The sequence below is a fragment of the Bradyrhizobium sp. dw_78 genome (assembly GCF_018449525.1).
Taxonomy (GTDB): domain Bacteria; phylum Pseudomonadota; class Alphaproteobacteria; order Rhizobiales; family Xanthobacteraceae; genus Bradyrhizobium.
This window is the reverse complement of record NZ_JAAVUS010000010.1, coordinates 67,287-93,551: the sequence shown is the minus strand read 5'-3', so window position 1 is coordinate 93,551 and position 26,265 is coordinate 67,287. Positions and strand designations below refer to the sequence as shown.

The following is a 26,265-nucleotide window of genomic DNA, read 5'->3' as shown; positions in this document are numbered from 1 at the left end:
CAGAATAAAACCATAGGGGAGAACCGCGGGGCATGGTTCAGATCGAATTCACGCAAGTGACGATCGGCGAGGTGACGTCCCCTCGCCGCCGCTCGGTCGCAGCATCGCTTGAGGCTTTCCTTGGCAGGCTCGTGGAAATTCCGGCGGCTATGCTTGTGGTCGCCGAGATCGCGATCCTGTTCGCCGGCGTGATCTGGCGTTACGTGCTGCACCAGCCGCTGGTCTGGTCGGACGAACTGGCCTCGATTCTTTTTCTGTGGCTTGCGATGCTGGGCGCGGCGGTCGCGTTTCGCCGCGCCGAGCATATGCGGATGACGGCGATCGTCGCCAGCGCCAGGCCGGCGATGCGGGCCTATCTCGATGTCGTTGCGACCTGCGCCGCGCTGGCGTTCCTGCTGCTGATCGTCTGGCCGGCCTATGATTACGCCTATGAGGAAAGCTTCATCACCACGCCGGCGCTGCAAATCCCCAACATCTGGCGCGCGATCGCGCTGCCGATCGGCGTTTGCCTGATGGGGCTGTTCGCATTGCTGCGGCTGGCGCGGACCGGCGATTTCAGGATCCTGCTGAGCGCGGTGCTGTCGGTGGCCGCCTTGATCGCGATTTTCTGGCTGGCGCAGCCGTGGCTGCGGCCGCTCGGCAATATCAACCTGATCATCTTCTTTGTCGGCGTGGCCGGCTTTTGCGTCTTCGCCGGCGTTCCGATCGCCTTCGGCTTCGGACTGGCGGTCTATGGCTATCTGGCGCTGACGACGCACACGCCGCTGATGGTGCTGGTCGGCCGCATGGACGAGGGCATGAGCCACCTGATCCTGCTGGCGGTGCCGCTGTTCGTGTTTCTGGGGCTGCTGATCGAGATGACCGGGATGGCGCGCGCCATGGTGGCGTTCCTGGCGAGCCTGCTCGGTCATGTCCGCGGCGGCCTGCATTACGTGCTGTTGGGAGCGATGTATCTGGTGTCGGGCATTTCGGGCTCGAAGGCCGCCGATATGGCCGCCGTGGCGCCGGTGCTGTTTCCGGAGATGAAGCAGCGCGGCGCCAAGCCCGGCGATCTCGTTGCCCTGCTCGCCGCGACCGGCGCGCAGACCGAAACCATTCCGCCGAGTCTGGTGCTGATCACGATCGGTTCGGTGACCGGCGTTTCGATCTCGGCGCTGTTCACCGGCGGCCTGCTGCCGGGCGTGGTGCTGGCGATCACGCTGGCGGCGCTGGTGTGGTGGCGCTATCGGACCGAGGATCTGGGTCACGTCAAGCGGGCCGGCGCCGGCGAGATTTTCAGAACCTTCGTCGTCGCCCTGCCCGCGCTGGCCCTGCCCTTCGTGATCCGCGCCGCCGTGGTCGAAGGCATCGCCACTGCGACCGAAGTGTCGACCATCGGCATCGTCTATGGCTGCATCGTCGGCCTTCTGATCTACCGCCGCTTCGACTGGCGGCGGCTGGGGCCGATGCTGGTCGATACCGCCTGCCTGTCCGGCGCAATCCTGCTGATCATCGGCTCGGCGACCGGCATGGCCTGGGGATTGACCCAATCCGGATTTTCGCGCGCGCTCGCGGCCGCCATGACCGGCCTGCCCGGCGGTCCGGCGTCGTTCATCGCGGTTTCGATCGTGGCGTTCGCGATCCTCGGCAGCGTGCTCGAGGGTATCCCGGCGGTCGTGCTGTTCGGCCCGCTGCTATTTCCGATCGCGCGTGCAGTCGGCGTACACGAGGTCCATTATGCGATGATCATCATCCTGGCGATGGGCATGGGGCTGTTCGCGCCGCCGTTCGGGGTTGGCTATTATGCAGCCTGCGCCATCGGCCGGGTTGATCCCGCCGAGGGGATCAGGCCGATCTGGGGCTACATGCTGGCGCTGCTGGCAGGCCTGATCGTGGTGGCGATCTTTCCCTGGATATCGATCGGCTTCCTGTAGAATGTAATTCTACTTCGCTGGATCAGATTTATCGCCTATCTATTTGTTCGGGCATGTTGTTTTCGAGGAATCGGTCGCTCCTTCAGGGGCAAGTCCAAGGCTAGATATTTCGATGAAAGGTGGGTGGCCGATGAACGCCAGCCAAAGCCAATACACTATCGGATTAGACAAGACGCCGGCCAATTTCGTGGCCCTGACGCCGCTGAGTTTTCTGGCGCGGACCGCCTCGATCTATCCCGATCATATCAGCACGGTTTACGAAGGCCGCGTCTTCACCTGGTCGGAGACCCATGCCCGTTGCCGTCGCTTTGCGTCGTTCCTCTCCCGCCGCAATATCGGCTACGGCGACACCGTCGCGGCGATGCTGCCGAATATCCCCGCGATGAACGAAGCGCACTTCGCCGTGCCGATGGCCGGCGCCGTGCTCAACGCGCTCAACATCCGGCTCGATGCGCCTTCGATCGCATTCCAGCTCGATCATGGCGGCGCGAAGCTGATCCTGGTCGATCCGGAATTCGCCGGCGTGATCGCGGAAGCGCTGACGCTAATGAAGGGTCCGAAGCCGTTTGTCGTTGACGTCGACGACGAGGCCTTTGCGGGCGGCGAACGCATTGGCAAGATCGAATATGAAGATGCGCTGGCCCAAGGCGATCCAGCTTTCACGGCGCTGCCGCCGCACGATGAATGGGACGCGATCGCGCTCGGCTACACATCGGGCACCACGGGCAATCCCAAGGGCGTGGTGACTCACCACCGCGGCGCCTACCTCAACGCGGTCAGCAACATCCTGGCGGGTAACCTCGGCCAGCATCCGGTCTATCTCTGGACGCTGCCGATGTTTCACTGCAACGGCTGGTGCTTTCCCTGGACCATCGCCGCGGCCGCCGGCATCAATGTTTGCCTGCGCAAGGTGGACCCCGCCAAGATCTTCGAACTGATCATGAGGCGCGGCGTCACCCACATGTGCGGAGCTCCGATCGTCTACAACACGCTGATCAACGCGCCCAGTGCGCCGAAGGGAGCGGCCGTTCGGCCGGTCGCCGGACTGATCGCGGGCGCGGCGCCGCCGGTGGCCGTGATCGAGGGTGCCGAGCGCATCGGCATCAAGCTCACGCACGTCTATGGCCTGACCGAAGTTTACGGCCCGGCGTCAGTCTGTGCGGAGCAGCCCGGCTGGGACGAACTCCCGGCCCATCAGCGGGCGGAGCTCAAACGCCGCCAGGGCGTGCCCTACCCGCTGCAGGAAGCGGTGACGGTGATCGATCCCGTAACCATGCGGGAAGTGCCGTGCGACGGCGAGACCATCGGAGAAGTCATGTTCCGCGGCAACATCGTGATGAAGGGATACCTGAAGAACGAGAAGGCCACGCAGGAAGCCTTTGCCGGCGGCTGGTTTCACACCGGCGATCTCGGCGTGCGCGACGAGCATGGCTATGTCATCATCAAGGACCGTTCCAAGGACATCATCATTTCCGGCGGAGAGAACATCTCCTCGGTCGAGGTCGAGGATGTCCTCTATAAGCATCCCGCGGTGCTGTTCGCGGCCGTGGTGGCAAAGCCCGATGCAAAATGGGGCGAAGTGCCCTGCGCTTTCGTGGAATTAAAGCAAGGCGCGCAGGCCACCGAAGCCGAGATCATCGCGTTCTGCCGCAGCCACATGTCGGGCTTCAAAACGCCGAAGGCCGTGGTGTTCGGATCGATCCCGAAGACGTCGACCGGAAAGATCCAGAAATTCGTGCTGCGCGACCAGGTGCATTCGGTCGACGCCATATCGGCGTAAGCGCGGCATCAACCCGCTTTGCGACCGTGATGGCTATGCAGTTGCGACGACAGCATGCGCCGCCATTCGTTGAATTCCGTACTCGCGGTATCGCGCGGCCGCGGAAGGTCGATGTTATATTCATGGTCGATCCGGCCCGGTCCGGGCGACATCACCACGACCCGGTCGGCCAGGAAGATCGCCTCGTCGATCGCATGGGTGACGAACAAAACCGTAAGGCCGGTCCGCGACCATATCTCGATCAACTCGTCCTGCAGCCGTTCACGCGTCATCGCGTCGAGCGCACCGAACGGCTCATCCATCAGCACGACTTCGGCATCATTGGCGAGAACGCGGGCGATGGCGACACGCTGCTTCATGCCGCCGGAGAGCTGGTGCGGATAGACGTCGGCGAAGTGCTGTAGCCCGACGAGATCGATGAAATGATCCACTGTTTCGCGGATTTCGGACTTGGCGCGCCCCCTCGATTTAGGTCCGAAGCCGATATTGTCGCGAACGCTGAGCCAGGGAAACAGACCGTAATCCTGGAACACCATGCCACGGCTCGGCCCCGGACCCGATATCGGCATGCCCCACATCAGGTTGTCGCCGTGGGTCGCGGTTTCGAACCCGGCGGCCATCCGCAGCAGCGTGGATTTGCCGCAACCCGAAGCGCCGATCAGACAGATGAATTCGCCCTTTTTTACCCGCAGATTGGCGCCCCGCAGGGCCTCGATGGAGCGCCCGTTCTGCGAATAGGTCTTCCCGACATTTTTCATTTCCAGGATCGGGATCGTGGCTTCAGCCATGCGACGGACTCCAGGCCAGAAGCCGTCGTCCGGTCAGCATCACCAATTGGTCGGACAGGAAACCCACAGTGCCGATCACGATCATTCCGGAGATCACGATTTCGGTTCGCGAGAGCTGACGGGCTTCCATGATGATGGCTCCGAGCCCGGTTTGCACACCGGTCATTTCGCCGACGACGATCACCACCCATGCGAAGCCCAGTCCGAGCCGCATGCCGGTGAAGATGGATGGCAGCGCGGCGGGCAGCACGACGCGAAAAAATTGCGCCGAACCGCTGCAGCCAAGCATTGCCGCGGCTTCGAACAATCGCGGCTCGACCGAACGCACGCCAAAAATGGTGTTCACCAGGATGGGATAGAACGCGCCGAGAAAGACCAGAAAGAACGCCGAGCGCGGCCCAAGCCCGAAGATGATCATCGCCAGCGGCAGCCACGCCGTGACCGGCACCGGCCGAAGAATTTGAAGGGTTGGATCAACCACCTGCCGCACCAGCGGTACCCGGCCGATCAGCATTCCCAACGGCAGCGCCACCATCAGGGCCAGCGCGAAGCCGCCATAGACCCGGCTGACCGATGCCAGCAAATGAATGTACAGGGTGCCGCTATAGGCATCGTCATTGATGCCGCCAACGGCGAGATCCCTCAATTCGAGCCAGACGTCATAGGGCGGCGGGATCAGGCTGCCCGGCCGTCCCACCGTGGAAAAATGCCAGATCGCCAGCAGCACAATCGGAAACGTGACCGCCAACAGCACGGGCCGCAGCCGCGGCCACCATGTCGCGGCCCATGAAACCTTATGCGCAGAGGCGGTCTCGTCTCCGGTATCGGATGCGAGCGTCGTCACCATCAGGTCGGCTTCATCGCATCGACGAAGCTGGTATCGATGAAGGTGGCGAAGTCAGGCAGGCGCTTGATCTGTTTCAGCGCCAGCATGTGGTCCGCATAGACTTTGGATTCCTCGATTTCCTTCGGCCCAAGCCGCCACGTCAGTTCGACATTGGGCACCGAAGCCTCGATCGCTTCCTTCTTCTGCCCGAGCTTGCCGGACGCCATCGCGACCATCGCGTCCTTGTTGGTCGCCGCGAAATCGGTCGCCCGCTGGTGAATGCCCATCATCACCCGCACGAGATCTGGTTTCTCGGTGATGACGTCGCGATGCGTGCCGAACACCATGTTGAGCGAGCCCATCGCGGTCGAATACGGATATTCGACCAGCGTGCCGACACCGCTGGACAGCGATACGCCAGGACCGGGTTCGGCGCCGACATAGGCGTCGATATCGCCGCGTGACAGCGCGATATGCATTTCGCTGAAGGAAACGCGGACCGGCTCGACGTCCTTGATCGTCATACCTTCCATGCGCAATCGCTCCAGAAAGAAGACTTCCTGTGTGGTTCCCGGAAAGACCGCGACGCGTTTACCCTTGAGATCCCTGATCGAAGTGATGCCCTCACCTTTCTTCGCGATGATGGCCATGCCGCGATTGCAGGTCGAGGCGATCACCACCACCGGCTCACCGGCCGCGGCACCGAGGATCGCAGCGGCAATACCGAACGAGCCGAAGTCGACCGACTTGGTCACGACGGCATTCTTGCATTCGGTCGGCGTTTCGAACGGCAGCACTTCGATCTTGTAGCCGGCGGGCACGAACTGGTCATAGAAATACGGCGCAATGGAATGGATCAGCTTCAGGGCGCCGGCGCGAATGACAATCGGCTCGCCCTCGGCGCGCACGATGGCGGGGGCTGCGAAAATTCCGACCCCAAGGGCGGCAATGAATTCACGACGGCGGATCCTGGATGTCATCAAACTAGCTCCTGTGTCGAGCTATTTTAATGCAACAAACATGCCGACCGAGAGGGTTTGCACGGCTGCTCGGTGGATGCTCGCCGCCATGTGATGTGAGGCTGAGCAAGAAACGCACCGGCTCCGATTGACATGGCAACGCGCCCTATCGCGGTTGTTCCAGCGTCAGCCGCATCCCGTCATAGGCCGGGATGACATTCGGCGGCAGGCTCTGGCGCAGCACCTCGTAATCCAGGTCGGCATGCATGTTGGTGATGACGGCCCGGCGCGGCTTGAAGCGATCGATCCAGGACAGGGCGTCGTTGACGCTGAAATGGCTCGGGTGCCCGGCATAGCGCAAACCGTCGACAATCCACAGCTCAAGATTTTCCAAAAAGGGCCAGCTCTCGGCGGGAATATCGTTGAGGTCGGGCGTGTAGGCGGCATCGCCGATGCGGTAGCCCAGCGCCGGAATATGGCCATGTTGCAGGATGAACGCCGATACCGTCAACGCGCCGCCCTTCCCGTCGATGATGCGGCTCTCGCCGGCTTCGATCGCGCGATGGTCGAGAATCGGCGGATAGTCGCTGCCTTCAGGCGCGACGAAGCAATAGGAAAACCGCGTGACGACGTCCTTGGCGGTTAACTGGTTCAAATAAACCGGGATACGGCGGCGCTGATTCATTACCACCGAACGCAGATCGTCGATCCCGTGGGTCTGGTCGGCATGCTCATGCGTGAGAAACACCGCGTCGATGTGATCGACTTCGGCATCGATCAACTGTTCGCGCAAATCCGGCGCGGTATCGATGACGATCCGGGTCACGCCATTGTCGGATGCCCGTTCGGCCATCAGCGAGCAGCGGCGGCGGCGGTTCTTCGGGTTGGTGGGATCGCACGCGCCCCAGCCGAGCGCGGGGCGCGGAACGCCGGCGGATGAGCCGCAGCCCAGAATGGTCAGTGTCAGCGTCATGCCGCGGTTTCCACGGCCGGGACTTTGCTGAACAGGCGGAAGAAATTCTCGGTCGTCTGTCGCGAAATCTCCTCCAGCGATACGCCGCGGGTCTCTGCCAACACCTTGGCTGTTTCCACGACATAAGACGGTTCGTTGCGCTTGCCGCGGAATTTGCCGGGAGCCAGATACGGCGCGTCGGTCTCGACCATGATACGGTCCGCCGGCAATTCAGCCGCGAGGTCCCGCAAGGCCTGCGACTTCTTGAAGGTCAATATCCCGGTGAACGAAATCGAAAGCCCGAGGCCGATCGCTTTCATCGCGAGTTCGCGTCCGCCGGTGTAGCAATGCAGCACCGCGCGAAACGGCCCCTTTGACATTTCATCTTCAAGGATGCGGCCGCATTCATCGTCGGCCTCGCGGGTATGGATGACCAGCGGCAGGCCGGTTGCGCGTGCGGCGGCGATATGCGCGCGGAAGCCCCGCTCCTGCGCTTCGCTCGAGCCGGGCTCATAGAAATGATCCAGTCCGGCCTCGCCCAGCGCAACGACCTTCGGGTGCGCTGTCAGCTCGATCAGCTCGCTTGCCGGAATACCGTCTTCTTCGTCGGCCTGAAGCGGATGGGTGCCGACCGAGCAATAGACGTTCGGAAAACGCGCGGCGATCTCGAGTAAAGCGGGAAGCCGCCTCACCCGGGTCGAGATCGTGACCATGCGCCAGATCCCGGCGGCTTCGGCACGCGCGACGATGGCGTCGAGATCGTCGGCGAAGTCCGGAAAATCGAGATGGCAATGGCTATCGATCAGCATCGGCGTCAACGTTCAGTCGGCAGTCGGTTCGATGTAACGCGGGAACACGGGCGCAGGCGTCGGCAGCACCGTACCGGGCTTGATCCGCGTGCCAAGGGCCGCAAAATCTCGGGCGTCCTCGGGAATGCCGAGAATATCCAGCATCCGTACCGAGGCCTCCGGCATCGCCGGCTGAACCAGGATGGCGATCTGCCGGACCACCTCCGCCGCCACGTATAACACGGTACGCTGGCGCGCCGGATCGGTCTTCGCCAGCGCCCACGGCGCCTCGCCCGCGAAATAACGGTTGGCCTCCGCCACCACGGACCAGACCGCGTTGAGCCATTGGTGAATCTGCTGCGTCGCCATCGCCGTTCGTGCGTGTCCGATCATGGCGTCGGCCTCGGCAAGGATGGCCTGATCGGTCGCGCTGAAGGTGCCGGGCTCGGGCAGCACGCCGCCATGTTGTTTGGCGATCATCGACAGCGAGCGTTGCGCCAGATTGCCGAAATCGTTGGCGAGATCGGCGTTGATGCGTGCGACGATGGCTTCGTGGTTGTAGCTGCCATCCTGCCCGAACGGCACCTCGCGCAGGAAGAAATAGCGCATCTGATCGACGCCATATTGATCGGCGAGGTTGAAGGGGTCGACGACATTGCCGACCGATTTCGACATCTTCTCGCCCCTGTTGAACAGGAAGCCGTGGGCGTAGACGCGCTTCTGTATGGGAATGCCGGCCGACATCAGGAAGGCCGGCCAGTACACCGCATGGAAGCGGATGATGTCCTTGCCGATGATGTGTACGTCGGCCGGCCAATAGTGCCAGTTGGCATCGCTCTCGTCGGGAAAGCCGACGCCGGTGATGTAGTTGGTCAATGCATCGACCCAGACATACATGACATGCTCGGGGTCGTTCGGCACCTTGACGCCCCAGTCGAACGTGGTGCGCGAGATCGACAGATCCTTCAGCCCGCCCTTGACGAAGCTGACAACTTCGTTGCGGCGCGAGTCCGGTCCGATGAAATCGGGCTGGTCCCTGTAAAGCGCGAGCAGCCTGTCCTGATAGGCGGAGAGCCGGAAGAAATAGCTTTTCTCCTCGACCCACTCGACTGGCGAACCCTGCGGGCCGCGGCGTATATTATCTTCGCCGATCTTGGTTTCGTCCTCGGCGTAATAGGCCTCGTCGCGCACCGAATACCAGCCGGAATAGGCGTCGATGTAAATGTCGCCGGCCTCTTGCATCCGGCGCCAGATTTCCTGCACCGACCGGTGGTGCGCCGGTTCGGAAGTGCGGATGAAACGGTCGAACGAAACGTTCAGGCGCTGATCCATTTGCTTGAACCGGCCGGCATTGCGCGCGGCGAGATCGGCCGGAGTCATGCCCTCGTTTTGCGCGGTCTGAATCATCTTCAGGCCGTGTTCGTCGGTGCCGGTCAGGAAAAAGACGTCCTTGCCGTCGAGCCGCTGAAAGCGCGCCAGCGCATCGGTCGCGATCGCCTCATAGGCGTGACCGATATGCGGCGTGCCGTTCGGATATGCGATCGCGGTCGTGATGTAGTAGGAATTTCGATCTGCCGGGTTCCCGCTCTTTGCGACCGGAGCGATCTGCCCGCTTGCGATGATCTTCTCCGGCTTTTTCGCAGCGGTTTTCGCCGGCGCGGACTGGCGCGTCTTCGGCGCGGTCTTTTTCACAGACTTCGCTGGGGCCTTTTTCTTGGCAGCCTTCTTGGCGTCTTTCTTGGCAGCTTTTTTCGCCACCGTCCGCTTGACCGTTTTCTTGGTGCTTTGCTTGGTGGTTTTTTTAGCGGCTTTCTTCGCCGCCTTGCTGGCTTTGCTGGCCGCAACCTTGCTCTTCTTGACGCGTTTTTTCGTTGCCGCAGCCTTGCCGGCGCGGGCCGCCCGCGCCTTCCTGGCCGGCTGCTTTTTGGAAGCTTTTTTCGGAGACTTTCTCTTCGGCGTCGCCACCACAAATTCCTTCACTTGGTCAAACGGGATTGCCGGAAATAATCTTGTTGAGGCGTTACTGCGTTGCTTCTGCAAGCAGCCCGAACACCGAGAAAACCAGCGGCTTTCTGTCGAGATTATAGGTTTCGGCATCGCGCGCGGCGCGATTGATCTTTTCCCATACCTCCGCCAGCCGTGCAAGGCGGGGCAGGTTCGCGTTGTCGCGGGCGCCCGCGCGCAAGCGCTCGCCGACCCAGCGCTCCACGCTGTCGACAAAGGCGGTCAATGCGCCCCGGTCGCTGCCGCCGAGCGTGTCGCCCAGCGCGTGCAGTTCGCGCAGGTCGAGCCGCGGCAACCCCGCCAGCAGCACCGCCGTCCGTTGCTGAAGCTTCAGGGCATCGCCGCCGAGCAGGGTCAGCGCGCGAGCCACGCTGCCCTCTGCCGCTGCGGCGGCATCGGCCAATGCGGGGTCGTCGGCCGAAAGGCCCGCGGCCCCGGCCGCAGCGCGGATCACGTCGGCGGCCGCCAGCGGCCGCAACAGCAGTTTGCGGCAGCGGGAGAGGATGGTCGGCAGGACGCGCGCCGGGGCGTGGCTGACCAGCAGGAACAGCGAGCGTTGCGGCGGCTCCTCCAGCACCTTGAGCAGCGCATTGGCGGCGTTGGGATTGAGTTCATCGACGGTATCGACGATGCAGACCCGCCAGCCCTCCACCGCCGCCGTCGAGCCGAAGAACGAAATCGTCTCCCGCGTCTCGTCGACCGTGATCACGGTGCGCATCACGCCCTTGTCATTGGCGGTGCGTTCCAGCGTCAGCAGGCCGCCATGCGCGCCGGCGCCGACCTGGCGGGCGACGGAATCGGATGGATCGACCCGCAATGTCCCGGCGTGCTGCACGTCCATTCCAAGCGGATCGCGATGGGCGAGCACGAATTTGGCCATGCGATAGGCCAGCGTCGCCTTGCCGATGCCCTGCGCGCCTCCGATCAGCCAGGCATGCGGAATGCGCCCGCCGCGATAGGCATTCAGCAAGGCCGTCTCGGCCTCGCGATGTCCGAACAGCTCGGTGGTTTCGCGCGGATGCCGGGCGGCGACCTGCGATTCGGTTTGACGGGGACTCATGCTGAATGGACCGCCTTGCCGGCGTTGGCGGGAAGCAGGCGGTCGCGCACGGCAGACCATACGGCGGTGGCAACCGTCGCGGGATCGGCGTCGGCATCGATCAGCACGCAGCGTTGCGGCTCGCGCGAGGCGATCTGCCGGTAGGCCTCGCGCAATTCCCGGTGAAACCTGACGTCTTCGGACTCGAACCGGTCGGCTACGCCGGCGCCGCGGCGGGCGGCCGCGCGTTGCAGGCCGACCTCGACCGGAACATCCAGAATGATCGTCAGATCCGGCTTGAGATCGCCGATCGTCACCCGCTCCAGCGCATTCAATACCGCAGGGGCCACATGTCCGAGCTTGCCCTGGTAGACGCGCGTGGAATCCGAGAAACGGTCGCACAGCACCCAGGTTCCTTGACTCAGCGCCGGCTGAATCACGGAACGCACATGGTCGTCGCGCGCGGCCGCGAACAGCAGCGTTTCGGCATCGGGGCCCAGCAGCTTGCCCATGCCGGACAACAGCAGATGCCGGATGATCTCGGCGCCCGGCGATCCGCCCGGCTCGCGCGTGACCAGGGTACGCAGCTTCGCCGCGTTGAGATGCTCCGCGAGCGTCTTGATCTGGGTGGATTTGCCCGCCCCCTCGCCGCCCTCGAATGTGATGAAGCGCCCGCGCCCGGAGGATCGTTTGACCGCTGTCTTGGCCGTGTTCAGAGCTTTGGCCATGTTCAGAGCTTCTCGATGCCTGCGCGAAACGCTCCGATCACGAGTTCGCCGACACCGTCCATCGCCCGCCGCATCATCGATCCCCTGCCGATCGATTCCGCCGCATAAACCGGCGTCTCCACGGCGATGTTGCCGTTTCGCCAGACCCTGACGACGCCGACCGGCTGGCCCGGCTCGATCGGCGCCCGTACCGGTCCATTGTAGACGATACGCGCGATCAGCTTGTCGTTTCCGTTCTTCTGCACCATCACGTCGATCGGCTCGGGGCTCGCAAGCTTGACCGAGCCGCTGTCGCCGCCGAACACCTTGGCGTATCCGACCAATTGCTGCGCCGCGAACAGGGTTTTGACCTCGAAATTGCGAAATCCCCATTCCAGCATTTTCTTGGTCTCGGAGGCGCGGTCTTCGGAATCCTCGAGCCCGTTGACGACGCCGATCAGCCGTATCCCGTTCTGCACGGCCGAGCCGGCCATGCCGTAGCCGCCCTCCTTGGTGTAGCCGGTCTTGAGACCGTCGGCGCCATCCAGCGAAGCCAGCAGCGGATTGCGGTTCAGCTGCCTGATCTTGTTCCAGGTGAATTCCTTCTCGCCGAACAGTTTGTAGGATTCCGGATAGGTCAGGATGAGGTAGCGCGCCAGTTTAGCCAGTTCGCGCGCGGTCATCTTGTTGCCGGGGTCGGGCAGGCCGTTGGAATTGGCGAAGGTCGATTGCGTCAGGCCGATCTCGCGGGCGCGTTTCGTCATCATTTCGGCGAAGCTCTGCTCGTTGCCGGCCATCCCCTCGGCGAGCGCGATGCAGGCATCGTTGCCGCTCTGGATGATGGCGCCGTGCAGGAGATCGTCGACCGAGACCTTGCTGTTGAGGGCGGCAAACATCGTCGAGGTGCCGGAGGGGGCGCCGCCCTTGCGCCAGGCGTTTTCGCTGATCCGGTATTCGTCGGTCAGCTTGACGCCGCCCTGCTGGATCGTATGCAGAACCACCTCGGCGGTCATCAGCTTCATCATGCTGGACGGTGCGCGCAGTTCGTCGGCGTTCTTCTCAAACAGCACGCTGCCGCTGGAGGCTTCGATCAGGATCGCGGTCGGCGCGTCGCCATCGAAACCGCCCTCCTCCTTCGGCGCCCCCTGCACACTGTGGTTGGCGGCATGCACCAGGCCGACCCAGCCGACCGCCAGCGCGATTGCGGCCGCGATCAGGCCGTACCGGGCGCGGGCGGCGGATCCTGATCGACGGGAGCGGGATATTTCGATGGCCATCGGCGACGTCCTGGGCGCGGCGTTCTAACAGTTGGCAGTGACCCGAACAACACGGGTTTCATGTAGTCACCGGTTCTGCTGATCCAACAAACATCGGCCGCAACCGGGAACTGACCACGACGTGGCGCAGCGCGCGGATCGCTCAGCCGTCGCCGTTCATCACGGGATCGAAGGATGCCATCGTCACCGCCCTGATCGGGGCAAGCATATCACTGACATGGAACAGGTCTTGCCGGGCCTTCAATACCCGTTCAGCCGGCGCTCAATAGAGTCCGCGGCCGGCCAACAACTCGCTGGGCCCGCGCGAATCGACCGGCGCATAGGCCGCGACCGGGCGGACATCCGGGGTGTAGCGCGCGTCGTTTTCGTAGGACACTTCGCGCGGATTATCGAGGACGCGCCCGGCCGAACGCGAACGGGCGGAAGCGGACATTTCCGAGGTCGCATTGATCGAGGCCTGGTCCGCCACTGTATTGCCGAGGCTGTAGGGCCGGCCTTCCGGCATCGGAACCTCGCCGCGGATCGCGCGGCCGGAGGACAGTGATTCCGGAACGAACGGACGGGCCGACGCAACCCGGACCAGAGAGGGCGATGGCGCCGGTATGCCGGTGCGCAGGGTTGCCATCAGCAGACGGTCGTCGGAGCCTTCGAGCGGCGCCGCGCCGACATACTCCACCCGCACGCGGGCCACGCCATTGCCTTTGAATTCAAGCAGTTCAGCGGCTTTGTTGGAAACGTCGATAAGCCGGTTGCCATGGTAGGGACCGCGGTCATTGACCCGGACGATCAGCGATTTGCCATTGCCGAGATTCGTGACCCGCGCATAACACGGCATCGGAAGGGTCGGATGGGCGGCGGTCAGCCCGCCCATGTCGAACACTTCGCCGTTGGCGGTCAGCCGTCCGTGGAAATCGTCGCCATACCAGGACGCCAGGCCCTCTTCGCGGTAGTGGACGTTTTCTTCAGGCACGTAAACCCGTCCGCCGACGATATACGGCTTACCTATTCGGTAGGTGCCCCCGCCCTTCGGCACGGGGTCGCCAAAGGCGACAACCCGGGGACTCGATGAAACGCCGTATCTGGGATCGACCTGGCTGGCGAATTTGTTCGAGGAAGCGCAATTGGCGACCAGAAGGCAGCCCGCGACGGCGGCAAAACCCCGCGCCGCCCGGACCATCCGATCTGACGTTCGAATCCCCATGCGCCCCAATTAACGTGCCCCAATTACCATTGCACCGCCCGCGCGCCCAACGAAAGGCGATCATCGGCCGGTTGTCCCCCGTGCAGCCCGCTTCCGCACCAGTCGGGAAGCATATCGCAGGCCGAACGCGGCAGAAATGGGGAGACACAGCGCCGCAGGCGAAGTCAGTGCAAGTTGGTCACGGGTTGGTAAACGAACAGTTCCACCCTGGCGGCTGGCCGATATAGAGCGGAACGCGGCCTCTACCGGCGAAGCTGTTGCATCAAATCATCACCCCGGCCCGATCTTCGTGTTCGGCGAGGAATCTTTTTGACTGTGTAAGGGGCCGTGGCGTTCTGTGCTCGCGCAGGGGCGCAAAGGATTTTTCCGATGATCGAGACAGTCACAGCAGTTATGGGCCTGTTCAGCGCCGCTATTTTCATGGCCCACGCCCTTGAAGGCTTTCGCTCCAGAATCTGATGTTTCGATCTGGTCCCTTGGACCGGACTTTCGAGGGGACTCATGCTGGGTGAACGCTTGATGCGGGATGAACGCTTGGCGCCATCACTTTCGGGTGCGAGACCGCGAATCACTGCCCTGAGCCGGATCTGATTCGGAAATATTTAATAAATTGGGACGAGCATTGGTCGGAAATGGCAGGTGCATCATGCGCAACCACGATCTTGTCTCCGACAGCTTTCTTGCCCTGACCGCCGCCTGTCTTGTGCTGCTCTCCTCCAGCCTGCTTGTTTTTGTGCTGAGCTGATCGGCGAAAGAGCGGCCCGTCGTTTCACGCAGCTTGATCACCTGTCCTATCGGGTTACAGGGAGACCGCCTTCGGGCGGCTTTTTGTTTGGGCGGACCGCCCTCCCCAGAGTCTAAGCCGGAAGAAGAACACCACAGGCAACTTGATTTCGTCTACGACAGCAGCCCCGCCGGCAGCCAGCCCTTTCAGGGTTGAGCGGCGTGTTGGATCCACTTTGACAGGCCCGGTTGCCAACGGTTCTTGATCTTCCCAGCGCCAAGTGATTGATGTGGCTGCGCTGGAAGGGTGGCCGAGTGGTTTAAGGCACCGGTCTTGAAAACCGGCGTGCCTGCAAGGGTACCGTGGGTTCGAATCCCACCCCTTCCGCCAGTGTAAAACATTTGCCTCGTCAATATCAATAAAATCAGTGACTTAGAGAGATCGCTCCTCAGCTTTGTTTTACGCTCTGTTGTCAGTCGGCAGCCACTTGACCGGCCCTGTCGGGTTCGACTTCGCCATGCCCTGCCCGGCATCTTCTGCTAATTCGGTCAGGCCGACGCTCACTTTGAGGGGGGGCCCCTATTCGGCCCAAAATAGAACGTTTTGTTCAAGCCAACACTTACACTGTGAGGTTGAGCAATGGAGAAGGGACCATGCGCTTAAAGTTCGATTGGTTCGATGGTCGGGGCTTCAAGTACCGAGAGATAATCGACGAGGATACAAATGAAGTCGTGGGCCATATCTATTCTAACGGCGTCGGCTTCGGGAACACCGGCGGTATCGACATTTCATTGTTCGCCGGGAAATATCGAGCCACGGTCAACAAGTACGGCGAGTGTTGGGGCTTCGTACTAGGTGTTCAATCAGTCTTGAATCACCTCATTGCGGTCCCCAAGCCCAAAGCAAAACCGCAGGAATCGAACGCAGCATAAAATGAGAAGGCGGCTTCAGTTGGTGGCCTTTTCCTCAAACCAAACCAGCAGCGTAGCTCCCGGCTGCGTCTTCCCTTCATCATACGGGTCGGGTTCTTGATAGCTCACCATGTTGGTGTTGGTCACCTTCCACCCCTTCGCATCGATATCATTTGCCAGCCAAGCATTCAGCTTAGACTCAAGATCAGCAATGGCACCGGTTCCGACAGCTTGAAATATTTGAACGCGCATCGTTCTATCCTCAAAATAACCACCTCGGTTGGCGACCTCTCTCATTGTAGACCGAACCCACTGTGTCGGCTCTTGGTGCTTCACCGGCCTCAGTCTTTAGCGTCGCTGCGTTTTCCCTGTGACTTGAGCAAACATCCAAGATCGCGCAGGTATCAAGTTCGGCTTTGGCTCCGTTCCCATTTATAGCAGTAAATTCGCGAGGAACGGCAAATTGTCAATTTCGATGGGGCGATACCCCGCTATGATCGATAACCGCAACCGATTGGAGCAACCGGAATGAGTGCAGTACAGCGTCACGCCGAAGCAGCGGAAGAAATGAGATTAAACCTGATGAAGATCGCTACGGAAACCGGAGCGATAAAGATGGACGAAGAGGGCGAGCACTTCGTAAGCTGCTACAGCGCCTACGCAGAGAGCCACGCCTATGCGCTCGCGACGACCCGATGCAAGGGACACGTTTGGGACGCTGACATTCAAGAGGTCCGCAAGACATTGAAGGATATCCTTGACGAAGCGCGATACGGCGATCGCTTTAAGGACCGCTGGACGCCGACCTACACCTAAACGATCCGCTTCGATGTCCTATCGACTGATCCAACATATGGACCAGATCGCGCCTCCCGAGACGAGAAAAAGCCCCAGCGGGAAAACCGCCGGGGCCTGTGTTTGGTTCTGAAATAAGAAGCGCGCGGCGACGTAATTTCCGCCCGCGCTGGGGAAACTATGGGAGCGCCGCCTTTTGGTTGTTTCTGAGATAGGTCTTGATGTCGGCGATCCCGCTGTTCGCGGAATCGATCTTCTCTTCGACGCGCGCGAGACGTTCGGGCTGGTTTGACGCCGCATTCAGCCGAATCTCGATGTCGCTGACTCGCTGCTCGGTCCTAGAGGCCCACCAGACGAAGGCTCCGGTTTGGAGCGCCAGCGCAAAGAGCAGACTGATCGGGATGCCCTTTTGCACATGCCATTGACTGGCCTGCCGGTCATCGTCACCGGTAGTCTTCACGAAGTTCAATACCGTTTCGTCTTCCATTACAGGGGCGCCGAGAAGGCTTTCCGGACAGCGGCATCACACTTCGCAACGGCTGATAGCCGACCATTGGCGGTTTTGAGAGCGGCGGCGTACCGGGCAGAGCGAACGCCAAGGTCCTCCTTCGCGATCGTGGGATATGCTACCGCGACGGCGTTCTTGTCGCAGTCACTTGGAATTTTTACAGCCAGCGGCGCCGTTCCCGACAAGGTGACACATCCTGCGGTCGTCATCGACAGTAGCGAGACGGCAAGTAGCGGTCGGAGAAATTGACGATTGATATTTCTGAATCTGCTTTTGGAGATCATCGTTCTGTTTCGTTAGAGTTTGTGCCTGCGCTGCTGCGGTACTCGCCGCAACATTGCCTGCGTTGGCTTCCTGATTCTGCTTTGCGGCTTCAAATGCAACATCGGCCTTGTGCCAGGCCGCGTAGCAGTCGGCCGCGCCTACCGACCTGCCGTAACTAAAGAAGCCGAATACGACGCCGATAATCATCAGCACGTACCCGATCCACTTGACGACGGAAGAGAACGGCGCTGGCGCGATCAGACCCAGATAGAAGGCGAGGAATCCGCCGCCGACAAAGAATAGTCCAGAGACCAGATAATCGGCACTGATGCCGATCCAGTCCAAAATAAAAGAGAGCATGACCTAGTTGTGCCTGTCATCGTTGTTGTCGAATGCCGCCATTTTCTCGCGCGTCCGTTGCCACGACGTGACGCCGACAATCGCGCCCATGGCGATGTGATAGAGGCCGCCGCCCTGTAGAGTGAGCGGGTGCCATTCCTGATAGGGTTGATGCGATACCGCGAAGGCCGCCGCGTTCACCGCCGGGAAGATGATGAAATCGCAGACGCAGACGACCAAATAGGACCACGCCATAGCGGGCCGCCAATATGCCTGTAGCCAATGCTCAACCGGGTCCGCGCTCCGGTCCCCGTCGTCTCCCATCAGCCCTTACCGGTGAAGTAGGATTCGACTCGGGAGATCAGCGATGGGCTCGCCGGGGCTGGCGCGGGGGAATAGCCGTCGAGCACTTCCCCCGCCCATGCCATCGCCAACTCATCGTCAGAGCCGGCGTAAGAGTTCATATCGACCTTGCCGGACACACCGGGCACCGAGAGGCCATTGCGATTTACAACGCCGTCCGAAAACTGCCAGAGCCAAGCACCAGGCTTCGCCCATGCCGCCGGGACGATGGCTTTCGGTCCATATTCCGCGAGCCAGAGACGCCGGGCGGAGAAATAAGGGTCGACATCGTTGCCGAGCGTTTCCTTGATGAGGTTGCCAGAATACAGCACGCAATCGCGGCCGATCAGCTTTTCGGTCTCTTGCATGAACGCCCGAGCCCCATCAAGCGTCATGGTGCTATTGCCGTTGGGCTCGAAATCGAGCGCCATCAACGTTTCCGCGTCAGGATCGGCGATCGAGACGAAGTGCTGGGCTTGTGTTACGGGGTCGCTGTCATCGCCGAAGTGATAGGCTCCCCAGAGATGTCCGGCGGCAAGAGATCCGGCGCGCGCCGTCGCATAACTCGGGTCAGCATAACTCTGGCCCTGCGTTGCCTTGTGGATGATGCCGCGAATTCCGGCGTCATAGATATTCTGGAATGACGTGATCGGATTGTAATGGGATACGTCGATTACTTTGAGATTGATGCTGGACATTGAAAAGAAGAGAACTTTACGCCATCCAAGATGCGGTCATGATTTGGTAGTCGCCGCCGTAGAAGGTGCCGTCTCCGCTCTCGACCGCATTGATGTTGGTGACCCCAAGGGCTGGCGGGATCATGACAGACGCCGTGGTGGTGATGGTGGCGTCGGATTCCACGTTGCCGCCATAAGCGCCGCCCGAACTGCTCATTGATGATGTCGTGTTGACGCCAATACCAATGATCGTCCCTGATGAAGTGCCGCCGGCATACTGTGCAATCGTCGCAATGATCGGGTCCGTTGCCAGTCCGCAGAATGCCGCAGCGGTGTTGGCGGGATTGCCGTCCGAGATACGCACACCCCCGTTGTAGGCCCACGACGCGCTGTTCGACTGTCGCATGGAAAGAATCACCGGCGTTCGGTTATAGGCGTTCCAGACTCCCCATTTGCGCGACTGGCCGGGGCTCCAGTTGCAAGTAACCTGCCCTGCCGTGCTGTCTATAAAGATCGAGCCGACGTAAGTTCCAGCGCTGGGCGCAAGGCTGTAAGTCGTGCTGCCATTGCTGACCGTCATTTGGATGGCATTGACATAGATGCCGTTGATGGTGGTCAGTTGAACGCTGCCGCCTCCGGTGCCCCGATTTCCAAGGCCGGCGGTAGAGTTTGCCCAGCCCGGACTCACCGCCAGCGTCGGCGTGCCGTCGTTGTTAATGACGTACATATCGTAAAGTTGATTGGGCAGATTGCCGGGCGACAGAGCGCACGATAGTTCGCTAAACGTCGTCGGGACAAACGCGGTGCCGCCATAGACCGGGATCGTGTTGCCGGTGTATGGCGTGTAATAGATCGTCGTTGACGTTACGTCGGAAGGCGGAACGGGCGTCCCAGATTCCAGCGTTAGGCGTCCCTGCGGCGCCGGAATCACGACGGCGGACGATCCTGCCGGATTTACTGCCGTCCATACCGCTGATGCGGCGTTGCCCGTTGAAGTGCAGATATAAAGGACGTTGTTGATGAAATCCCACGCCATCGAGGCCGGGATGGTCGCGCTCCCCGCGTTGCCCGCGAGCTGGCCGTTCGGAGAGCCGTTCGTGCCCTGCACCTGCGCAACGGTGCTAAAGTCCGACGCGTAAACCGGGTCTTCTGACCAGATTTCGTTGCCGCTGGCGTCTGTAAGGACAACCTTATAAGACAGGTTTTGCAGAAAGATCGAACCAGCCCGACCGGCGGAATCCGTCACGACGGGATTTGAATTCGCTATCGTCAGCGCACTATCTGAGAACGTGTCCTGCCGGATGTCGGAGCCGGACGCATAGAAATTGAGTAACGCGCCAGCGTATGGCGTCCCGTTCGGACCAACGAACTGTTGATCCGGCGAGAAAAACCGATTTGCCAAAAGAAATGATCCAGACTTTAGTTGATGATTACGCGCGCCATGTGGCTCTCAAAAGCATGTCCGCTTGAGTGCCGTAGAAGAAGACCGCGATGTCGCCGTCAGAGACCAGGACATCTTCCACCGCATAGATCGTGTTAATGCCGATAAAGGGGGCCAGCGGATAAATGGCTTGCGACGTGACTTCCAGCGATCCGTTCTGCTGTAGGATGGCATCATAGGAATTGATGTTGCCCGAATACTCGGCGGTCGTGTTGACGCCAATACCGGATCGCTGCTGTGACTCGCTCCCGGCTAGTTGACTCTGCGCAGTGAACCGCTGCGTAAAAGTTATCGTGGCGGGTTCTTCCTGTAGCCCGCTAAAGACCGTCAGAGAGTTGGCGGTGTTGTTATGCGCGGGCTGCAACGCGATGCCCGTGGTATATTCCCAGTCAACGCTCGGGTCGCCGACCAGCAGAGAGACCTCCCCGCGATAATACGCATTCCACACACCCCACTTGCGCGACTGGCCATAAGCAAAATTGCAAGAGACCTCGCCGGGCGACGCATCAATGAAGATCGAGCCGACGTAGGTCCCTTCATTCGGTGATACCGAATAATCCGTGGTGCCATTGAGCCCGCTGAATCCGGCCGCGTTAACATAGACGCCGGAAAGCCTCGCAACTTGCGTCGTGCCGTTGCCCGATCCGCGACTCGAGGTGCCCGCAGCCGAGCTGGCCCATGCGGGACCGGTAACAAGCGTCGGGATGTCCTTGTAATTGATAACGAAGACATCATAGATCGTGTTCGCCTGATGCGACGACGTGAGATTCAGCGTTAGCTCGGTGAACTCGGTCGGGACAAAAGATGTCCCGTTGTAAATCGGGACAATACTGCCGACATAGGGCGTGTAGAAAATGCCGACCGCGCTGAAAACATCGGTCGATATGAATGGCGTCTGGCTTACCGGAGTGAGACGGCCCTGCGGTGTCGTGACGACATTGGTTTGCGCTACCGGCGGGTTGATGGGAGTCCACCGCGCGGTGGCGGCGGTGCCACTCTCTGTGCAGACATAGAGCAGATTGTTGAGGCAATCCCAGTCCATCGAGGCCGGCATTGTCGTGCTGGCCTGCATCCCGGCGAGTTGGCCGTCTGGGTCGCCGTTGGTGCTCTGTACTTGCGCCAACGTGGAATAGTCCGACGAATAAACCGGGTCTTCCGTCCAGATCTGGAGCCCGTTCGCGTCAACCAGCGCCACTTTGTAGGCGCGGTCTTGCAGGAAAATGCTGCCCGCCGATCCGGCGGCGTCGAGAACGATCGGGTTTGCGTTGGCGATCGTCAGCGCCTCATCCGAGAACGTGGCAAGCGGCGCGCTGGTGCCGGATGAGTAGAAATAGAGAGACCCGTTCGCATATGGCTTGCCCGTCTGATCGGCGAATTGCTGATCGGGCGAATAAAATCTGTTCGTCAAAAACGATTCCGGAGATTTGCTATTTTTGTAGGTACAAAATTGTTTCGATGGCTTTCGCCGAATTAACCCTGGAGTCGTTCGCGCGCTGGAGTTATGAGGGCCTGTGCGTGCCGGGGGGCGAGATGATAGGTGAGCGGGCGATGCCCTACTTGATCCCGGCCTTGATATTCGTTCTGGAAGCTATCGCGGCTCTGTTGATCTTCTGCGTGGTCGCTGGCTGGACCTTGAGGGCTATCGGTTATTGCCGCTACGGGGCTGCTTACGTCCGCTATTGGACGGCCGAATATCGGAGACGCTTGCCATGATATTCGTTGTGCTGGTCCCGCCGGGTTTTCTGTTCTGGTGGTGCGTCATCAGCGCGTTCAACGACTCCGTCACAAAAACGAGCATTGATTACGATATAGAGGATATACGGAAGCGGCGGCACGAGGACGCTGAAAGGCGCGCCAAGAGGCGCCACGTGAACCAGCAATCTCGGCACTGGATTTACGAGGGCTCCCCGCTTAGGTCTTTGTGGCATCCTCTATTCGAATACCACCGGAAAAAGCGCCGACGTGAGGAACGATTACACAAGCTCCTCGAAACCGCTCAAACCATTGCGGTCTGCGCAATGTGCCTCATGGGGATTCCCGTGGTGCTTCTGGCCGTTTACTCGCTATTAAACCCGGTAGGTGGGTTTATGATTATCCTTATCGCAATCCACGCTATCGGCGCAGCTCTGCGGATCACGCCGTGGCCTATAGGGTGATCCTCCACTATTGCTGTGGCACCAATGCGTTCGGATCAATCTTAACGCCGAGCGTGTGACCAAAGCTGGCAGACAATTCTCTTGCGCCGACCATCAATGCCGCCCGCGATGCAGCAGTTGGCGCTTTGAGGAACACCGCGCCAAGACGGGAATAATTTGCCATCCAGCGCGCGGTTGCTGGACGCGATAGGGCAAGAGCCGCGACCAAGGACAATCCGGTCGCGTATGGATGATCTTCGATTTTATCTATGAGGTCAGGCCCTTCACCGAGACCAAGCAGGCCCAGCAGCGCGAGAGTTCCGGCCGTATTGGAGTGGTTCGCGTATTTCCCCGAACTCTTGAGGCGGTCCGCCACGGTCGCGATGTCATCGATATATTCACGTGTATTCGTACCCTGCCGTCCGAACAGCATTTCCTTTGCCTTGTCGGAAAGGGACTTGTAGCGCCTCAAGAACGCCGCGTTCGAAAAATTACCGGAGGCGTCGGTTCCCATTTGATGAATGGCATAACCGGAGATACCGCCCCATTCTTCCTTCCCCATGCTGTTCATTAGCTGCGCAAGTTTATGGATGTCTCCCTGTCCCGATTTGTCCGAACCAAAACTAAGAATACGATCAACGATACGCTCATCCGAGCCATTGGCAAGGAACCGGCGAAGGTCTTTGTTATGGGTCAACGTATCTGCATAAGTCTTGTTCGCATCCTTGTAGAGTTTCACGGCTTCATCGCCGTCACCTCTTGCGGTGGACCGGACGGCATTCTCCATCGCGTCGGAAAGAGCGTCGTAAGCATGCTTCAAGTCGGCGACATAGAACCCGCCGTTGCGCTGATCCCAATTAATGGCCTTGCTAAGTTGGGTGCGCGCTCGCTGCAATCCATTGAACGATGCGCCTTCCAGACGGGTTAGCAGATCCGTCGTGGCCTCTAGCCCGGTGATCGGTACGCCATTCTCGCCCGCCGCGATACGGCTTTGGACGATCTTGTCCAAGGGCGTGATAACGTTGCCGGGCACCGGAACGGTCTTGTTAGGATCGATCGCGCCACGCAGGTTCGAAAATGCCACATCGGCCTTTCCGTCGGCTGCATCAACAGCTCGTTGCAAGGAATCCCTTGCGGCAGCGCCAATCGTCGCACGATCGCCGCCAGCACCAACAGCCGAGGCCATTCTGTTGCCAGCTTCTTCCGCCCTTTGCCCAAGCGATTCCGCCGCTCTGGCTATAGGATTTGAAATGAGCCAGGACCCGGCAAACGGCACCTGCGCGAGACCTTGGGTGGCCTTTTGCAAGGCACCGCTGTTGCTCGCAAGTCCAACCGGGAGGTCCTTTGCGATATTAAGCCGCTGGGCCGCCGCCGCCACATCCGCAGCAGATGGCGTTTCTGTTTTGGGGATACGTGGACCGACAGCCGTATCAAGTACGCCACCGGCCAACCCACCAAGAGCAGCACCGGTTACGCCGCCAACGACCCTGTCTTCGGGTGTTTCGCCAGCGCCTACACCGGCCGCACCGCTGTATAAAGCACCTTGCGCAGCGCCCCTAGCGAATCTAGCGCCCGCCGTTGCCGCACGCCCGCCCAACATCTCTGGGGCGAGCGGGGCAAGCGCTAGGCCGCCACCAACGGCACCCGCACCATATAGGTACGGGTGCTGCTCGACAGCGGCTTTATCCGCGGCACGATCCGCCGCAACGGTGTCGTTATAGCGCTGCACGGCGTCAGGGCCGCCAGAGAACGAATTAACAAGACCGTGCAGCTCATCGCCGAAATTGAGCGTTGCACCAGCCAGAGCGCCACGCCCAGCGGCCTCCCATCCGGAAATTGTTCGATCGCTGCCGTTTCTGTCTGCAAGCAAATCCGGCGAGATATCGCCCTGGAATTGGCTGTAAGGATTGGAGTCCTGATCGCCGGGCGATGGTTTTGTGATGTAGACTCTTATCGGCGGCGCGCCCGGAGGCCGTGGAGGAGCCGAGGCATCCGAGGACGAAGCGGCGGGCGGTGTGGCAGAGGCGGCATCCGGATTCGCGACAACGGGCGGCGAAGTAGCGCCAGCAGCGGGCGACGCGGACAACAGATCTGGCGAAATATTCGCGCTGAATTGATCGTAAGGGTTCGGCACTAATTAGCGACCTTGCGGTAGAAGGCGCGATGAAAGAGAGCCGCCATTTGCGAAGCCGGGAATCTTGCCTGCGATCGGGCCATAGGTGGCGTCGAATTGCTGCGCCGTGTCGGGGTGGGCAGCCAGATAGTCAATGGCTTCGGGGCCAATGTATGCTCCCAACTTCGCGCGGTCGGCATATAGCGAAACAGGATGCGACTGATCGAACGCCATAGCTGCCGCTCGCGGCGGGCCTGCGCTATTGTGTATCGCAACAGCCCTATCGCGGTCCCGCGCGACACCCTGCCAAAGACCTGACAACACGGTGTTGAAACCTTGGGGAGTATTCGCCGGATTCGGGACGCCCCTCAATGCCATCTGAGCGACGACCGCAGCACCACGCGGGTCGGCGTCCTTCCCCAGCGTGAACGCCGCGCGAGTGGCCAGCTTATTCAGATCTTCCACCGATGCGATCTTGTCTGGATCGACTGCCCCGTATTTTTGGGGGTCGAGGCCAGCAGCCGCAATAACGGAATTGAATCGTTTCGCCCATTCAGTGCGAAATTCATTGGTCGACCCCATCGCCAGAGGTCCCGATTTGAGATCGCGCGCCTGATCGAGCATCTGCTTGAGGGAATAGAGATTGTTCTGCGCGCCCTCGTACTTGTCGTAGGCCGCGTTTTTGAACTCTTGATCGCTCGCGGCCTCGTTCGTCTGACGCGCTCTATCAAGTGGAGTGATGCCCGGAATCAACGGTTGAGGCGATCCCGGTACCGCTTGAGCGCCGCCGGGCTGCGGTGCCGCAACACCCGGACCTTGATTGCCGACCGGTGCTTGATAAGCGCCATTCTCGTATCGCCCCATCGCGCCGATAATGCTGGCTCGCGTCGTCGGGTCTGACAAATCGATCTTGTCGTCGGGACCGATGCCGGTCGCCTTGCTGACGAACGCGGCGTAGGCTGCCGGATTGTTGCTATCGCGGGCAGGAGCCCAGCGGTTCACGACGCCAGAAATGGTGTTGATGCCCTTGGCCCCATATCCCGAGAGAAGATTGTCGGCGGCGGCGATTCCCTGTGCTGGCGTTTGGAACTGTGCGAACCTGCCATCGGAACCCGCGAACCCCGGCTGTCCCTGTGCATAAGGACCGGCCTCGATATTCAACGGATTGTTGTTACGGAGACCACGCGGGGCGGCTTGGCCATCTGGTGAGCCCGCCGGCGACGAAACGCCGAGAGCCGCAGCCTTGTTATAGACCTCGCCGTTCGGGCCTGTGACAGTTTCATACGGCGCTTTCTGTGACGGCGTATCCGCAAAACTCTGGCTCGATTGACCGTATCCGGAATACGCCCTGGCAGCGGCCATTCGCTGATCCGGATTCATCATCTGCAACTGCTGAACCTGCGCTGGCGAAATCAAGCCACTCAATGAAGAGATGACGTTACTCCACGTCTCAGGTTTCGGATTGGCGAGGTACATGTTAGCGCCCCGGCCAACCAGATCGGCGGTCTTCGACTGGTAGTCCCGCATCTTGTTTGCAGTTTCGGGATCGACCATCGCAAGCTGTGATGCTACATCACCGCCGTTGCCGCTTTGCCCGCCGCCTTGCAGCGCTTTCAAGATCGCCGCCTGCCGCTGCACCTGCTGATTCGTGAGAGCGGTCTGCGCGTTCGCCTGATTGGCGTAAGCCATCGCCTTGATCGGCTCGCTGGGATCAAGATTCGGCTGCTGGATTTGCAGCGCGATAGCGTTGTCGTTTTGATACGGCATCGTTTATTAGTTCTG

General features: G+C 60.7%; 25 protein-coding genes and 1 tRNA gene. 7 read left to right on the top strand and 19 right to left on the bottom strand.

Features of this window, described 5'->3' with window-relative positions; translation table 11 throughout:
- The first annotated feature begins 32 nt into the window (after nucleotides 1-32).
- Nucleotides 33-1,913: a TRAP transporter large permease subunit gene (locus tag HB630_RS23865; protein ID WP_213775156.1), complete on the top strand. Its 1,881-nt coding sequence runs from the start codon at nucleotides 33-35 to the stop codon at nucleotides 1,911-1,913.
- Between the two features lie 130 nt (nucleotides 1,914-2,043).
- Nucleotides 2,044-3,693 carry an acyl-CoA synthetase gene (locus HB630_RS23860; protein WP_213775155.1) on the top strand — a complete coding sequence of 550 codons (1,650 nt, stop codon included), beginning with the start codon at nucleotides 2,044-2,046 and terminating at the stop codon, nucleotides 3,691-3,693.
- 8 nt (nucleotides 3,694-3,701) lie between these two features.
- On the opposite strand, the gene HB630_RS23855 is transcribed toward HB630_RS23860, so the two are convergent.
- The 10 genes from HB630_RS23855 to HB630_RS23810 all read right to left on the bottom strand — a co-directional run bounded on the left by HB630_RS23855 (nucleotide 3,702) and on the right by HB630_RS23810 (nucleotide 14,210).
- The gene (locus HB630_RS23855; RefSeq protein WP_213775154.1) at nucleotides 3,702-4,481 is read right to left on the bottom strand and encodes an ABC transporter ATP-binding protein; all 780 of its coding nucleotides are present in this window, start codon (nucleotides 4,479-4,481) and stop codon (nucleotides 3,702-3,704) included.
- Nucleotides 4,474-5,328 (bottom strand): ABC transporter permease, encoded by an 855-nt coding sequence (locus HB630_RS23850; protein WP_213775153.1) that lies wholly within the window; start codon nucleotides 5,326-5,328, stop codon nucleotides 4,474-4,476. Before HB630_RS23850 ends, HB630_RS23855 begins: the two co-directional genes overlap by 8 nt.
- The gene (locus HB630_RS23845) at nucleotides 5,328-6,287 is read right to left on the bottom strand and encodes an NrtA/SsuA/CpmA family ABC transporter substrate-binding protein (RefSeq protein ID WP_213775152.1); all 960 of its coding nucleotides are present in this window, start codon (nucleotides 6,285-6,287) and stop codon (nucleotides 5,328-5,330) included. The genes HB630_RS23850 and HB630_RS23845 overlap by 1 nt, the downstream gene beginning before the upstream one ends.
- 145 nt (nucleotides 6,288-6,432) lie before the next feature.
- Nucleotides 6,433-7,239, bottom strand: a complete 807-nt coding sequence (locus HB630_RS23840) for an MBL fold metallo-hydrolase (protein ID WP_213775151.1) — start codon at nucleotides 7,237-7,239, stop codon at nucleotides 6,433-6,435.
- Nucleotides 7,236-8,027: a TatD family hydrolase gene (locus tag HB630_RS23835; RefSeq protein WP_213775150.1), complete on the bottom strand. Its 792-nt coding sequence runs from the start codon at nucleotides 8,025-8,027 to the stop codon at nucleotides 7,236-7,238. Before HB630_RS23835 ends, HB630_RS23840 begins: the two co-directional genes overlap by 4 nt.
- Nucleotides 8,028-8,039: 12 nt before the next feature.
- Nucleotides 8,040-9,971 carry a methionine--tRNA ligase gene (gene metG, locus HB630_RS23830; RefSeq protein WP_346656127.1) on the bottom strand — a complete coding sequence of 644 codons (1,932 nt, stop codon included), beginning with the start codon at nucleotides 9,969-9,971 and terminating at the stop codon, nucleotides 8,040-8,042.
- A gap of 55 nt (nucleotides 9,972-10,026) precedes the next feature.
- Nucleotides 10,027-11,070 carry a DNA polymerase III subunit delta' gene (locus HB630_RS23825; RefSeq protein WP_213775147.1) on the bottom strand — a complete coding sequence of 348 codons (1,044 nt, stop codon included), beginning with the start codon at nucleotides 11,068-11,070 and terminating at the stop codon, nucleotides 10,027-10,029.
- Nucleotides 11,067-11,777 (bottom strand): dTMP kinase, encoded by a 711-nt coding sequence (tmk, locus tag HB630_RS23820; RefSeq protein WP_213775145.1) that lies wholly within the window; start codon nucleotides 11,775-11,777, stop codon nucleotides 11,067-11,069. Before tmk ends, HB630_RS23825 begins: the two co-directional genes overlap by 4 nt.
- A 2-nt stretch (nucleotides 11,778-11,779) precedes the next feature.
- Nucleotides 11,780-12,931: a D-alanyl-D-alanine carboxypeptidase family protein gene (locus HB630_RS23815; RefSeq protein ID WP_249781025.1), complete on the bottom strand. Its 1,152-nt coding sequence runs from the start codon at nucleotides 12,929-12,931 to the stop codon at nucleotides 11,780-11,782.
- Between the two features lie 364 nt (nucleotides 12,932-13,295).
- Nucleotides 13,296-14,210: a septal ring lytic transglycosylase RlpA family protein gene (locus HB630_RS23810; RefSeq protein WP_249781017.1), complete on the bottom strand. Its 915-nt coding sequence runs from the start codon at nucleotides 14,208-14,210 to the stop codon at nucleotides 13,296-13,298.
- A gap of 1,048 nt (nucleotides 14,211-15,258) precedes the next feature.
- On the opposite strand from HB630_RS23810, the gene HB630_RS23805 reads away from it, so the two are divergent.
- Both HB630_RS23805 and HB630_RS23800 read left to right on the top strand, forming a co-directional pair.
- Nucleotides 15,259-15,348, top strand: a tRNA-Ser gene (locus tag HB630_RS23805).
- Nucleotides 15,349-15,611: 263 nt separating this feature from the next.
- Entirely contained in the window at nucleotides 15,612-15,890 is a 279-nt protein-coding gene (locus HB630_RS23800) for a hypothetical protein (protein ID WP_213775139.1), read from the top strand.
- A gap of 15 nt (nucleotides 15,891-15,905) precedes the next feature.
- Here HB630_RS23800 and HB630_RS23795 read toward each other — a convergent pair whose 3' ends face one another.
- On the bottom strand, nucleotides 15,906-16,121 hold the full coding sequence (locus HB630_RS23795) for a hypothetical protein (RefSeq protein WP_213775138.1): 216 nt from the start codon (nucleotides 16,119-16,121) through the stop codon (nucleotides 15,906-15,908).
- A 276-nt stretch (nucleotides 16,122-16,397) separates the two neighbouring features.
- Here HB630_RS23795 and HB630_RS23790 point away from each other — a divergent pair, with 276 nt between their 5' ends.
- Nucleotides 16,398-16,685, top strand: coding sequence for a hypothetical protein (locus HB630_RS23790; protein ID WP_213775137.1), 288 nt, complete (start codon nucleotides 16,398-16,400; stop codon nucleotides 16,683-16,685).
- A gap of 157 nt (nucleotides 16,686-16,842) precedes the next feature.
- Here HB630_RS23790 and HB630_RS23785 read toward each other — a convergent pair whose 3' ends face one another.
- The 6 genes from HB630_RS23785 to HB630_RS23760 all read right to left on the bottom strand — a co-directional run bounded on the left by HB630_RS23785 (nucleotide 16,843) and on the right by HB630_RS23760 (nucleotide 21,643).
- Nucleotides 16,843-17,151 carry a hypothetical protein gene (locus HB630_RS23785; protein ID WP_213775135.1) on the bottom strand — a complete coding sequence of 103 codons (309 nt, stop codon included), beginning with the start codon at nucleotides 17,149-17,151 and terminating at the stop codon, nucleotides 16,843-16,845.
- A gap of 165 nt (nucleotides 17,152-17,316) precedes the next feature.
- The gene (locus tag HB630_RS23780; protein ID WP_213775134.1) at nucleotides 17,317-17,796 is read right to left on the bottom strand and encodes a hypothetical protein; all 480 of its coding nucleotides are present in this window, start codon (nucleotides 17,794-17,796) and stop codon (nucleotides 17,317-17,319) included.
- A 3-nt stretch (nucleotides 17,797-17,799) separates the two neighbouring features.
- On the bottom strand, nucleotides 17,800-18,030 hold the full coding sequence (locus HB630_RS23775; RefSeq protein WP_213775133.1) for a hypothetical protein: 231 nt from the start codon (nucleotides 18,028-18,030) through the stop codon (nucleotides 17,800-17,802).
- 68 nt (nucleotides 18,031-18,098) lie between these two features.
- Nucleotides 18,099-18,815, bottom strand: a complete 717-nt coding sequence (locus tag HB630_RS23770) for a glycoside hydrolase family 25 protein (protein WP_213775132.1) — start codon at nucleotides 18,813-18,815, stop codon at nucleotides 18,099-18,101.
- 16 nt (nucleotides 18,816-18,831) lie between these two features.
- Complete coding sequence (locus HB630_RS23765) at nucleotides 18,832-20,196, bottom strand: hypothetical protein (protein ID WP_213775130.1); 1,365 nt, start codon at nucleotides 20,194-20,196, stop codon at nucleotides 18,832-18,834.
- Between the two features lie 28 nt (nucleotides 20,197-20,224).
- A complete protein-coding gene (locus HB630_RS23760; RefSeq protein ID WP_213775129.1) occupies nucleotides 20,225-21,643 on the bottom strand; it encodes a hypothetical protein in 1,419 nt (472 codons plus the stop codon).
- A gap of 47 nt (nucleotides 21,644-21,690) precedes the next feature.
- Between HB630_RS23760 and HB630_RS23755 the strand changes: the two genes are divergently transcribed.
- Together HB630_RS23755 and HB630_RS23750 are read left to right on the top strand one after the other, a co-directional pair.
- Nucleotides 21,691-21,948 carry a hypothetical protein gene (locus tag HB630_RS23755; protein WP_213775128.1) on the top strand — a complete coding sequence of 86 codons (258 nt, stop codon included), beginning with the start codon at nucleotides 21,691-21,693 and terminating at the stop codon, nucleotides 21,946-21,948.
- Nucleotides 21,945-22,391 carry a hypothetical protein gene (locus HB630_RS23750; RefSeq protein ID WP_213775127.1) on the top strand — a complete coding sequence of 149 codons (447 nt, stop codon included), beginning with the start codon at nucleotides 21,945-21,947 and terminating at the stop codon, nucleotides 22,389-22,391. The genes HB630_RS23755 and HB630_RS23750 overlap by 4 nt, the downstream gene beginning before the upstream one ends.
- A gap of 7 nt (nucleotides 22,392-22,398) precedes the next feature.
- Here the strand turns inward: HB630_RS23750 and HB630_RS23745 are convergent, their stop codons facing one another.
- Complete coding sequence (locus HB630_RS23745; protein ID WP_213775125.1) at nucleotides 22,399-24,504, bottom strand: hypothetical protein; 2,106 nt, start codon at nucleotides 24,502-24,504, stop codon at nucleotides 22,399-22,401.
- Nucleotides 24,505-24,507: 3 nt separating this feature from the next.
- Entirely contained in the window at nucleotides 24,508-26,250 is a 1,743-nt protein-coding gene (locus HB630_RS23740) for a hypothetical protein (RefSeq protein ID WP_213775124.1), read from the bottom strand.
- Between the last annotated feature and the right edge of the window lie 15 nt (nucleotides 26,251-26,265).